This window comes from Protofrankia sp. CiP1_Cm_nod4 (genome assembly GCF_982290645.1).
Genome location: NZ_CEVIVC010000023.1, coordinates 34001 through 46813, shown reverse-complemented (window position 1 = coordinate 46813; position 12813 = coordinate 34001). Strand labels below are relative to the sequence as shown.

Below are 12813 nucleotides of genomic sequence, written 5' to 3'. Positions count from 1 at the left end.
GGCTGGCCGAGAACACCGGCCGCCCACAGGCCGGCGACGAGCAGGCCCACCGTGAGAAACACCGTCGCCGCGCTGAGAAGGATTTTCCGTCGGGTCATCCGACATGCACCCACTTCGCCACGGATGGTACTCCGTTCATATCCTGGGCGAACATCATGTAGTAACCGGCAGGAATGATGTTCGGATTACTCGGGACCGTCACGCTGATGTTCGGCCCGGTGCCGGTTATCGGCAGGTCGACGCTGCGCTGGTTCGGGTCCGACTGGTGGGTCACCGACGCCGGGCGGATCAGCGTGACCCGGCCGATGTTCCCGCTCACGGCCAGGTTCTGCGTCGACCCGAGGTCGAACTGCTCGGCGGCGGCGGTGATGGCCGGCCGCGGCCTCGACATGTACCAGGGGGAGTAGACCGAGATACCCAGGTCGAATGCCCCGGTCGCCGGGTTGTTCCCGATCGACGCCACCCGGCCGTCCGGCAGGAGGAAGGACTCCGAGTGGTACATCCGTGCCAGCGGGTCGGCCGGCATCGGCGTGAGCGTGTTGGTGACCGGATCGTACATCGACGCCTCGTGCACGGCGTACTCGGAATAGTTGTGTTTCGCCCCGCCGGTCTCGAACACCTTTCCGTCGGGCAGGATGACGGCGCTGACATACATCTTGGCCGCCGGCAGGTCCGGCCCGGCCGTCCACTGCGGGTCCTGCTGGCGCAGGTCGATGACGTCCGTGTGACTGGTCGGGCCGAGGTCGCTGTAGGTGTTCCCGCCGCCGAAGTCGGCCACCTTCTGGGCCTGGGCCGGCGGCAGCAGCACCGTCGCGCCCTGGTCCCGGAAGTCGATGTCCCGCAGGCCCGGGACATCTGTGATCGTCCCGGTGGCGATGTCGTAGATCTCCGATCCCGAGGTGTTCGGCAGCGCGTTGCCGAAGGTGTGCGTCCCGGCGTAGAAGAGCCGGCCGTCCGCCATCAGCACCATGTTCGGGTAGAGGCCCCAGTAGAAGTATGTCTGCGGTACCTCGTTGAAGGGCTTCCACTGGCCCTTCCGGGAGTCGAACATCTCGACGGCGACGTTTCCGGAGCCGTTCTCGTTGAGCCCGCCGGTCGCGAACACCGAACCGTCGCCGAGGTTCACCAGGGACGGGTACCAGTGCCCGCCGCCCGGCATGTCGTCGATCTTCGTATAGGTGTTCGTCATCGGGTCGAAGATGTAGCTGATGGCCAGGCCCTTGTAGTTACTGGTCGGCGTCGGGTACTCCAGGGTCCCGCCCGCGAGCAGAATCCGTCCGTCGGGGAGCTGGGTGTGCCCGGCGCAGAAAATGTCCTCCTGGGTGGGCACGTCGACGAACTCACCGGTCGTCGGGTTCCACACCTTCGAGACGAACTGGTTGTTCGTCGCCGCGGCCCCGTCGTTGCCGGAGCCGGCGACGAGCAGCACGTTCCCGGTGCGCAGCACGGTGGCGTGCACCGAGCGCACCGGCGACTGGTAGGGCAGGACCTGCCAGGAGCCCTGGCAGCCACCCGTGCAGCCACCCGGTGGCGGCGGAGGTACCGGCCCGGGATCTCCGCCCCCGCTGTAGCCGGCACGCACCAGCCCGCCGCCGACACCCTGGTAGTACTCGACGGTCACCTTGTGCGTTCCGGCGGCGACGGGCCTGGTCGCTGTGAAGGTGCTCGCCCCCTGGTCCCGCCATTCGTCGATGACGGGGGCGTCGTCGAGATAGACCCGGATTCCGTCGTCGGCCGTGGCCGTGAACGTATAGTTCCCGGCCGCGAACAGCGCGTTTCTGGTCCACCGGACGGAATATCCCGTACCGCCGATGCCACCGGTCCCCGGACCGGTCTCCCCCCAGTCGAACCTGATGGTGCCGTCGCACCGTGAGTCGGCCGGCGGCCCCGTCAGCGCCGGGTTGGCGAAATAGTCGCCGGCCCATTCCTCGGGCGCGCAGGTGACGGCCTTCGCCGGTTCCGGGGCTATGACGACGACGGCGACCAGTTGGACGGCGGCCGTGGCGAGCAGCGCGGCGAGCACGCGACGCCGGCCGGTCCGCCGCCGTTTTCCGGGCCCGGTCACGCCTCGGCCTCCCCCATCGCGCCAGTTCCCGTCGCGCCGGCGGCCGCGTGGCGGCCATCTCGGGAATGCCTGCGGGCCGGCCGCTGGCGCTCGCTGTAGATGATCCTGTCGACCAGCACGTAACGAACGGAGACAGCGACCGCCAGTGTCGCGAACGTGGCTGCCGGAACGCTTGTGTGCCACCGGTCGACGAACAGCCCGAGCAGTGGCAGCCGGATGACGAGGTCCAGGTTGTTCAGCACCGCGAAAGGCACGTACCGACGGGCCCTGGACCGGTTCCCGCCTTCCCAGACCAGCAGGTCGCAGCCGATGAAATTCCAGAGGATGGCAAGCTGCGTGGCGAGCACGGCGGCCGCCATGTAATGCATTCCGGCGTGGTGCAGAAGGGCGGTCCCGGCAATGTTCGGCAGGGTTCCGGAGGCGCCTACGAGAGCGAATCTCGCCGCCCTCGGCACCCGCAGCGAGAACAGCCGCCGGGCGAACCGGACACCCTCCGACACCGACGCGTTCGACTCGCCGGCGTGCCGTTCACCGAAGACGTAGCCGACCTCGACGACACGCAGCCGGCCGGTGCGCACCAGCAGCTCGAGCAGGATCTTGTAGCCGTCCGGGCGGAGCCGGTCGAGGTCCAGCGCGGCGACCCGGACGAGGAAGAAACCGCTCATCACGTCCGAGACACCACGCAGCCGCAGCGGGAAGACGAGCCGGGACAGCAGGTTCGCGCCGGAGGACACCAGCCGGCGCGCTCCGTTGGCAAGCCCCGAGGCACTTCCCCCGTTGACGTACCGGCTGCCGATGACCACGTCGACATCGCCGCTGACAGCCGCGGCAAGCAGCTCGGGAACGACCTCGGGCGGATGCTGGAGGTCGCCGTCGAGAACGACGGCGTAGTCGGCATGGCACAACCGGATGCCCTCGGTGACGGCTCCCCCGAGGCCACCCGCCCGGTGGGGCGCGGGCCGGTGATGGACCCGGACCCGCATCCGGACGGAACGACGCAGCCCCATGGCGATCTCAGGCGTGTTGTCGTCCGAGTCGTCCACGAAGATGACCTCGCTGGGCAGCCCGGCCAGCGCGGCGTCGAGGCGGCGCAGCAGCGGCTCGACGTTCGCCGCCTCGTTCCTGGTGGGCACCACGACCGAGACGACCACCCGTTCGTCCGGCCGGTAACCGGGAAAGGATGTGGTGGGCGTGGCCGAAAGCACCGCCGAGGAAGCTCGCGGCCGTGGCACCAGGTCTGCCAGGTCTGCCAGGTGGGCATCGAAGACACGCTCGTCAGGCACACTCATCCGCTGATCTCCCCTGGTTCGCGGTGGCCGGCCACCGCGGCCGGCCACCGCGTACACGAGTTGCCGCGACCGGTTTCCCGGTACGGCGTATGAAATGTTGGCGCGGCCGCTTCCCGGCATATGCCGTTTCCCGGCGTATGCCGTCCGGTCGGCCGCGGAGTGCGCGGTCGTACTTTTCCGCCCGCTCGGCGGCCGACCGGAGCCCGGGCGGCCGAGGAACGTGCGATCGTGCTCTTTTTCGCGCCCGGGGTCCCACCCGGGTCTCCGGAAAGGCCGGTCCGGCTGGTCCGGGCGGCTCGGCGGCTCCGGGCGGTCCAGGCGGCTCGGCAAAGCCCGGGACACCCGGAGCGACGGAGAACCGAAAATGACGTGTGTTGTTATTGCTCTTCCGGGTCCGGGCCTTCCGCCGGCCGGGAGAATCCGCCGTGCGCGCCGGTACGGAAGAAAACTGGTTACGCGGGCCCGGCCCACGTGAAAAGCATGCCGACCACCGTGGCCCGGAACACGGTGGGCCAGGCCCGCGGAACTTCAGCCCGTTGGTCCGGTCACGGCACGACGACGGCGAAACGAACTAGGAATACAACCCCCCGGATCCACTCCGGTGACGCAAATCGTGATCGGTGTGCAGCGAACGTATCAGGAGACGATCGAGACCTGGACGGCCATCGGTGTGACACGTGCGTGCCGGACGGCATCCAGCAGCGGCGAACGTGCTGTAAAAACCAGCGAAACTACTCTCGGTTATTGCTCGACGTGCGGAAACTACCAACAGTAATCAGTCTTGTTTCCGTAATCACGCACCGATTACAAGCTATGAACCGTGCCACAACAGGCGCCATCGGGCTCCGCACAGACGTTCGCCATGCCCGTTCCGGACGTCTACCGGGCAGGCCACTCCGGAACACCCGTGGGAAGACGGGCACCACGCACCACGAATGCACCACGACATGCACGGCGGCATGCACAACGACATGCACGGCGGCATGCGGTGACATGTGGCGGCACGCACGGCGGCAGGACGGATTTACGACAGTCTTGCCCAGTCCAGGCCGTCCTCGAGGAACGCCGCCATCGGCTTGACCGGATCGACGAGCCAGCGCTCCGGCGGCGCGCCGAGCCGGCCGGCGCGGCGCGGCGAGCCGGCCGGCTCGGGCAGGCCCTGCCCGCTGGACAGGCCACGGTCGGCCAGCCAGGCGGCGAACTCCGGAGCCGGGCGCAGCCCGAAGAGGTCCCGTACCCCGATCGCGTCGTCGACGCCTGTCGTCCCCCGGCCGGCCGCCTGGCCGGACCCGGTCGCCTGCCTGGGCACGGGACGGCCGGGAGGCACGCCCGCCGCATGGTTGCAGCCGGCGGCGGCCAGCAGCATCAGCAGATCGTCACCGGTGTTCCGGCCGTCGTCGGCCCGGCCGGCGCAGAAGACGTCGCAGCCCATCGGCAGGCCCAGCAGCTTGCCGACGAAATGATCCTCCAGCCCGGCCCGGATGACCTGTCGAGGATCGGACAGATGGTCCACACCACCGAACCCGACCACGGAGTTCACCAGAAAAGGATCGAAGGCACGGGCGACCCCGTACGCCCGCGCGGAAATCGTGAGCTGGTCCAGGCCGTGATGCGCCTCCACCGGGAACGCGCTGCCCTGCCCGACCGCGAAGTACATCACCTGGTCGCCGACGAAGTCACCGGCCCGGTCCCGATGATGTTCGAGAACGGCCCGCCGGCCGGCCTCCAGCAGGTCCAGCTCCACCCCGAAGGCCCGGTTCGCGCTTTCCGTCCCCCCGAGCCGGCTGAACAGCAGGTCGAGGGGCGCGCCCGCCTCCATCGCGGCGAGCTGGGTGACGAGCCGCCCGAGAACGCAGGTCTGGGTCGGCACCTCGAGCTGCCTGACGAGCGAGCCGAGCCCACGCAGGGCCCGCTCCAGCCGGGCGGCCGACTCCATGGACGTGTCCACCTCGAGCACGGCGTCGCCGCGGCCGGACATCAGGCCGTCCAGTGCCGGCAGCAGGATGCCCTCAAGGTCGTCCAGCGGATGGTTCAGGCGGACGTGTACTCCGAACACGCCTGTCTCACCCATGGTGTTCCGGCAGCGGGTGACCGTCCGCAGCGGTTTCGCGGCGATGACCAGCTCCCGGTCACTCATGATTTTGGTGACCGCCGCGGCCACCTCTGGCGTTATCCCGCCGGCCAGGCCGGAATGCCACCGCACGGGAAAGTCCGGCCGCAGCACCAGATCGCGGAACTCCCCGACGGTCAGGCAGGACAGTGCGCCGAAGCACTCCGCGTCGTGGACACCGACGATCAGGTCGGTGACGGCGTCGTCGATCAGCGGTGTCGCGACGATCTCCGACAGCCGGACGTCGGCGAGCGCCTGCCTGGCCGCCAGCCGTTCGGCCGGCGAGTACGCCGCGAGGCCCGCCATCCGGTCGCCGGCCTTCTCCTCACCCGCCTTGGCGAACAGTTCCGCCAGATCCGCGAACACGTACCGCTCACCATGCACGACCGAATGGAAACCCACGGCCCATCCTCTCTATGCCGGTTTATGCCGGCCCCGGGTTGCGGCCACCACTCCCGGCTCCGGGAGCATCGCACGGCCGCTGACGGCCGACGACGACAGCCATACGCCGAAGCGCTGACGGCCCGTGACATCAGCCCCGATCTTCGGCGTCACCGGCCTCGATCACGGCACTCAGCAGAGCATCGACGTCACTCGCCGTGGCAGCCGGGTTCAGCAGGGTCAGCTTGAGGTGGACCGAGCGGTCCGGCCCGAGCTCTGTGCGTCCCACGACGGCCCGGCCGGAGTCCAGCAGCCGTCGCCGCAACCGGGCGTTGATCCCGTCGACGTCGACGCTACCGGCGGCGGGGCCGGCGGCGGGGCCGCCACCGGTGGCAGCTACTGGCAGATAGCCATCGGCGGCGGCGGCTGGCGGACGGTCGGTGGCGGCTGGCGGACGGCGGGCGGCGGCGGCTGGCAGATAGCGGAAGACGACCGTGCTGAGGGTCACCGGCGCGGCCAGCTCCAGGCGCGGATGGGCGCTGATCCGCGCGGCGGCGTGGCGGGCCAGGTCATGGCAGGCGTCCACCAGCCGGCCGAGCCCGTGGCGTCCCAGCGCCTGGAGCGTCACGGCGATCTTGAAGGCGTCGGCGCGCCGGCTGGTGCGCAGCGAGCGCCCGAGCAGGCTCGGATAGCCGGCCAGCGTGTCGTCGGCCGCGTTGAGGTAGGCGACCTCGTCCGCCAGCGCCGCCCAGCCGCTCGCGTCCCGGGTGAGCAGGACCCCGGCCGCTATCGGCTGCCAGCCCAGTTTGTGCAGGTCGAGGGCGACCGAGTCCGCCTCGGCGATCCCGTCGAGCAGCGGGGCGAGCCGGTCCGACAGCAGCGCCCCGCCGCCGTAGGCCGCGTCCACGTGCAGCCAGGCGCCGTGCGCGCGGGCCACCTCGGCCACCGCCCGCAGCGGGTCGATCGCGCCCACGTCGGTCGTGCCGGCGGTCGCGACGACCACCGGGGCGAGCCGCCGGCCGACGCGGCCGGCGTCGTGCCGGGCACGCGAGACCGCGGTGTCCAGGGCGGACGGGTCGAGCCGGTGCGCACCGTCGGTCACGACCGGTACCACCGCGTCCGGCTCCAGGCCGAGCACCGCGGCGGCCCGTCCGATCGAGAAGTGTGCCGCGGACGAGCAGAACACCCGCACGGCCGGCTGCCCCAGCGCGCCGGTGCCCCCCACGGACGCGCCCGGCGGAACCGGGCCCGAGGGAGCCGGGGCCGGCGGAAGAGGGCCCGATGGGGCCGTGCCCGGCGGAGATGAGGCCGTGCCCGGCGGAGCAGAGCCTGATGGAGCCGGGGCTGATGGAGCCGGGGCTGATGGAGCCGGGCCCGAGGCGCGGAGGGTGTCGCGGGCCAGCATCAGCGCGGTGAGGTTGGACGCCGTGCCGCCGGTGGTGATCGCGCCGGTGGCCACGGCGGGATCGAACCCGACCAGCCCGGCGAGCGTGGCGACGACCTCGGTCTCCAGCGCGGTGGCCGCGGGCGCCTGGTCCCACGAGTCCAGGGACGGGTTCAGCGCCGAGACCACCAGGTCGGCGGCGACGGCGACGGCGAGCGGCGGGCAGTGCAGGTGGGCCGCGCAGGCCGGATCGGCCGGATCGACCGCCCCCCGCGCGAGCATGCGGGCGAGCCCGGACAGGGCGGCGGACGCGCCGATCCCCTCGGCGGGAAGCGTCCAGCGGGACGGGACGGGACGCGCCCGGGCCCCGGGTGCGCCCGAAGCATGACCGGGGCCGGCTCGGCCCGTCAGCGCGTCGTGGACCCAGCCGGTCACATCCGCCGGCCCGCCGGGCGGCAGAGGGCCGCCGCGAGCCGTCGTCCCGGCCGCGAGCCCGTCCAGCGCGATGGCCACCAGCGACCGCAGCCGGTCGACTCCACCGGCCCCACCTGCCAGCCCGGCATCGGCCAACCAGGCATCCGCCTGGTCGGCGCCGGCCGGCACAGCGCGGCCCAACGCGCCACCAGCCGGCACAGCGCGGCCCAACGCGCCATCGGCCGGGGTGGCGTGTCCGGCGTCAGCAGGCGCGGCGGACGAACGGCCGTCCCCGGGCGGGATGGTCACGGTGCCGTCCCGACCGTCCCGGCCGGGTGACCGGCCCCAGTGCGCCGCGCGCGCTCCGCGAGCCCGAGCCCGAGCCCGTGGCCGTGGCCGTGGCGCAACTGCGCCGGAGCGACACATCCCACTGTTGTGACTGGCGAGTTGACGTCCAGCATGAACTTAGGCTTACTTAAGAACATGCGCCATTCCAACGACGGACCGGCGAAACCCACCGCGCTCCCCGTCCCCGACGCGATCCCCGGCCGTGCCAGCACCAGCGGCCACCCCATGAACGGCCGTGTCGCCGGCCTGGTCCCTGGCCTGGTCCCTGGCGATGTTCCCGGCAACCATCGGCGGGCCTGTGCGGCGCCGGCCGGCCGGCCCGGTCGGGAAGCCGTGGCATCCACCCCGCACCCGCCCACCGCCCACCCGTCGCCGGAACCGGTTCCACCCGCCCACATTATGATCATTATAAAGCCCGGCATCCCGGGCCTGCCGTACCGGCACGGCGCACCCAGCACGCCGACGCTCACCGGACACTCCCGGTGAGGACCTGCCACCGGCACGCTCCGCCGGCCGAGAAGTACCCGTGGCCGCTGGCCGAGGAGCACCTGTGGCGGATACCGGGGCGCCAGCCGTCGTGGACCGTGCCGGCACAGGCCCGTCCGCCGCTGGCGGAAACGCTGGAAGCCGCCGCCAGGGTGCTCGACGGGCAGTCGGGACGCATCGGCCGTCCGGGCCGTGACGCCACCGGGTGGCTGTGCTGCGCCGACCTGCTGGCCGACGGCGCGCTCGACCGGGAACTGCGGGCGATGTCCGACGTGTACGGGTACAGCCGGGAGGTCGCGGCCACCCATTTCCTCAGCGCCTACGCCGGTGGCGTGGCCGGGTTCGCCATCGCCGCGTACATGCTGCACAGCCGGGTGCCGGACGTGTGCGCGGCTGGCATGTCCCTGCACGCCGCGCCCGGCGGGTGGTTCGACGTCACGGCTTTTCATTCCGGCCGTGTGACCGTGCTCGCGGACGACCCGGCCCTGCCCGCGGCCGCCCTGCCGGCGACGGGCGATCACCGGCCCGGCCCGCTGGCCGGCCGGCGGGCCGTCGGGGCGAGCGGGGTGAGCGGGGCGAACGGCCCGACAACCAGCCCGACAACCGGCCCGCCGGCCCGCCCGGCAATCGGTGCGGCAATCGACGTGGCCGGCGACCGGGACGCCCTGCGGCAACGGCTGGCGGCCGCCCTGGTCGGGCACTTCGAGCCGCTGGTCCTGGCCCTGCGGGCGCGGGCGCGCCTGGGCCCGTCCGCGTTGTGGGGCATGGTGGCCGCGCAGTGCGGCCGGACGTTCCTGCTGACCGAACGGGTGACCCGGGATCCGGACGTCGGGCGGGTGGAGGCCGACGCCTTCTTCGCCCTCGCCAGCCCGCCGATGCGGGCCCGCCCCGCGTGGTTCGAGTTCGTCCACCGCGGACGCCGGCAGACGGCGATGCGTCGGGGTTCGTGCTGCCTCGCCCACCGGATGAGCTCGCAGTACTGCACCACGTGCCCGTTCACACCCGATTCGGAACGCGAGGCGCGCCTGCGCGAGTGGATAGACACGCAGGGCGATGGCGGACTGGCAGTCGGATAAACGCCGGCGGGCCCACAGTTTGATGCCACGGGTAACTATATAGTGACCGAAAGGCCCCGCCGGTCACGGCGACAGCATGATCATTCGGCCTTTGACCGCCCGGCACACCCAGCGCACCCTTGCCATTCCGTCGGAAGACAGTGACTGCGCGACACGCATCACATGATATAGCTTACCGATTCTATGATTACCCTGAGTAATATTCCATTCCCTGCGCGGCAGCTGGACGCCGGAGCGCTATAGCGGCTGCTTTTCGCGGCCGCTCCGAGCCGGTGACCAGGACGGTGGGGCGGAGCGCCTCCTGGCCACCCGCCGCCGCCCGCCACCCGCCGCCACCCGCTGACGCTGGCCGACGCTGGCCGACGCTGGCCGGGGACTGCCCACTCACCCCTGCCGGGTGGAGGCCTCCCCCGGTGACCGCGAGATTTCGTTCTGCTCTCGGCGGAACAGCAGGACGGAATCCCCCCTGGTCCGCCACCGTTGTTTCAGGCGTCTTCGCTGGTGGACCGGTCGCCCAGATCGGTCCGCCGTCCACGACGAAGAGGGCGGGGCCGGCGGGTAGGTTTCCGTTCGATGCGTGAGGTCATGCCTCGGCGGAGCTAGCATGCGGATACCGGCTGCCGTGTGGTCGGTCGCACCGCTCGAAGGAGCGCACATGTTCGAGAGATTCACCGACCGGGCACGTCGGGTCGTCGTCCTGGCACAGGAAGAAGCCAGGATGCTCAACCACAACTACATCGGGACCGAACACATCCTGCTCGGGCTGATCCACGAGGGCGAGGGTGTGGCCGCCAAGGCGCTGGAGTCCCTGGGCATCTCCCTCGAGGGTGTCCGGTCACAGGTCGAGGAGATCATCGGGCAGGGGCAGCAGGCCCCGAGCGGGCACATCCCGTTTACTCCGCGCGCCAAGAAGGTGCTGGAGCTGTCCCTGCGGGAGGCCCTCCAGCTCGGCCACAACTACATCGGCACCGAACACATCCTGCTCGGGCTGATCCGTGAGGGCGAAGGCGTCGCCGCCCAGGTGCTGGTCAAGCTCGGCGCCGACCTCAACCGGGTCCGCCAGCAGGTCATCCAGCTGCTGTCCGGCTACCAGGGCAAGGGCGACCCGGCGACGGCGGGCGCCCCGTCGGAGGGCACTCCGTCCACCTCGCTCGTGCTCGACCAGTTCGGCCGCAACCTCACCGCGGCCGCGCGCGAGTCCAAGCTCGACCCGGTGATCGGGCGCGAGAAGGAGATCGAGCGCGTCATGCAGGTGCTGTCGCGCCGGACCAAGAACAACCCGGTCCTGATCGGGGAGCCCGGCGTCGGCAAGACCGCCGTGGTCGAGGGGCTGGCCCAGGCGATCGTCAAGGGCGAGGTGCCCGAGACGCTCAAGGACAAGCAGCTGTACACGCTCGACCTCGGCGCGCTGGTCGCCGGGTCCCGCTACCGCGGTGACTTCGAGGAGCGGCTGAAGAAGGTCCTCAAGGAGATCCGCACCCGCGGCGACATCATCCTGTTCATCGACGAGCTGCACACGCTCGTCGGCGCGGGTGCCGCCGAGGGCGCGATCGACGCCGCGTCCATCCTCAAGCCGATGCTGGCCCGCGGCGAGCTGCAGACGATCGGTGCCACCACCCTCGACGAGTACCGCAAGCACCTGGAGAAGGACGCCGCGCTCGAGCGGCGGTTCCAGCCGATCCAGGTCGCGGAGCCGTCGGTGGCGCACACCATCGAGATCCTCAAGGGCCTGCGGGACCGCTACGAGGCGCACCACCGCGTGTCGATCACCGACGCCGCACTGGTCGCGGCAGCGTCCCTGGCCGACCGCTACATCTCCGACCGGTTCCTGCCGGACAAGGCGATCGACCTCATCGACGAGGCCGGCTCGCGGATGCGCATCCGCCGGATGACCGCTCCGCCGGACCTGCGCGAGTTCGACGAGCGCATCGCAAACGTCCGCCGGGACAAGGAGTCCGCGATCGACGCGCAGGACTTCGAGAAGGCCGCGTCCCTGCGCGACCGGGAGAAGACCCTGCTGGCGGAGAAGGCCAAGCGGGAGAAGGAGTGGAAGGCCGGCGACATGGACGTCGTCGCCGAGGTCGGGGACGAGGAGATCGCCGAGGTCCTGGCGATCTGGACGGGCATCCCGGTGTTCAAGCTCACCGAGGAGGAGACCGCCCGCCTCCTGCGCATGGAGGACGAGCTGCACCGCCGTGTCATCGGCCAGCAGCAGGCGATCAAGGCTGTCTCCCAGGCGATCCGGCGTACCCGGGCGGGCCTGAAGGACCCGAAGCGTCCCGGCGGTTCGTTCATCTTCGCCGGCCCGTCCGGTGTCGGTAAGACCGAGCTGTCCAAGACGCTGGCGGAGTTCCTCTTCGGCGACGAGGACGCGCTGATCCAGCTCGACATGTCCGAGTACATGGAGAAGCACACCGTCTCCCGGCTGGTGGGCTCCCCGCCCGGCTACGTCGGCTACGAGGAGGGCGGCCAGCTCACCGAGCGGGTCCGGCGCAAGCCGTTCTCGGTCGTGCTGTTCGACGAGGTCGAGAAGGCGCACCCGGACGTGTTCAACACCCTCCTGCAGATCCTGGAGGACGGCCGGCTGACCGACTCGCAGGGCCGGCTGGTCGACTTCAAGAACACCGTCCTGATCATGACCTCGAACCTGGGCACCCGGGACATCTCCAAGGGCCCGGGCATCGGGTTCGCGACCGGCGCGGGCGCCATCGACTACGAGCGGATGAAGGCGAAGGTCCAGGACGAGCTCAAGCAGCACTTCCGGCCCGAGTTCCTCAACCGGATCGACGACATCATCGTCTTCCACCAGCTGTCCGAGGCCGAGATCATCCAGATCGTCGACCTCATGCTGGCCCGAGTGGACGTCCAGTTGAAGAACAAGGACATGGCGCTCGAGCTCACCCCGGCGGCGAAGGCGCTGCTGGCCAAGAAGGGCTACGACCCGGTGCTCGGCGCCCGGCCGCTGCGCCGGACGATCCAGCGGGAGATCGAGGACGTCCTGTCCGAGAAGATCCTGTACGGGACGCTCAAGCCCGGCGAGATCGTGGTCGGCGACGTCGAGGGCGAGGGCGAGGCGGCGAAGTTCGTCTTCCGCGGCGAACCGAAGCCCACCCAGGTCCCCGACGCCCCTCCGATCGATCTGGCCAAGTCCAGCGAGTAGGAGCGAGCGGGCAGGGCGACAGGTCCACCACGAAGGGGCGGTTCCGCTGCGGCGGGGCCGCCCCTTCGCCGTGGCGAAGCGGTTGGCCTCCGCCACGGCG

At 70.9% G+C, this 12813-nt stretch carries 6 protein-coding genes; 2 read left to right on the top strand and 4 right to left on the bottom strand.

Going from position 1 to position 12813, the window contains the following annotated elements:
• Window positions 1-94: 94 nt before the first annotated feature.
• The 4 genes from AC5LSR_RS07150 to AC5LSR_RS07135 form a co-directional block, all read right to left on the bottom strand.
• Complete coding sequence (locus tag AC5LSR_RS07150) at window positions 95-2065, bottom strand: galactose oxidase-like domain-containing protein (RefSeq protein ID WP_250284100.1); 1971 nt, start codon at window positions 2063-2065, stop codon at window positions 95-97.
• Window positions 2062-3354, bottom strand: a complete 1293-nt coding sequence (locus AC5LSR_RS07145) for a glycosyltransferase (RefSeq protein ID WP_250284102.1) — start codon at window positions 3352-3354, stop codon at window positions 2062-2064. The genes AC5LSR_RS07150 and AC5LSR_RS07145 overlap by 4 nt, the downstream gene beginning before the upstream one ends.
• Before the next feature lie 1024 nt (window positions 3355-4378).
• Window positions 4379-5866: an ethanolamine ammonia-lyase subunit EutB gene (gene eutB / locus AC5LSR_RS07140; RefSeq protein ID WP_250284104.1), complete on the bottom strand. Its 1488-nt coding sequence runs from the start codon at window positions 5864-5866 to the stop codon at window positions 4379-4381.
• 130 nt (window positions 5867-5996) lie between these two features.
• Entirely contained in the window at window positions 5997-8069 is a 2073-nt protein-coding gene (locus AC5LSR_RS07135) for a pyridoxal phosphate-dependent decarboxylase family protein (protein ID WP_250284105.1), read from the bottom strand.
• 404 nt (window positions 8070-8473) lie between these two features.
• On the opposite strand from AC5LSR_RS07135, the gene AC5LSR_RS07130 reads away from it, so the two are divergent.
• Both AC5LSR_RS07130 and AC5LSR_RS07125 read left to right on the top strand, forming a co-directional pair.
• Window positions 8474-9553, top strand: a complete 1080-nt coding sequence (locus AC5LSR_RS07130; RefSeq protein WP_250284107.1) for a ferric iron reductase — start codon at window positions 8474-8476, stop codon at window positions 9551-9553.
• Window positions 9554-10208: 655 nt separating this feature from the next.
• Window positions 10209-12713 carry an ATP-dependent Clp protease ATP-binding subunit gene (locus AC5LSR_RS07125; protein WP_250284109.1) on the top strand — a complete coding sequence of 835 codons (2505 nt, stop codon included), beginning with the start codon at window positions 10209-10211 and terminating at the stop codon, window positions 12711-12713.
• Window positions 12714-12813: the final 100 nt, after the last annotated feature.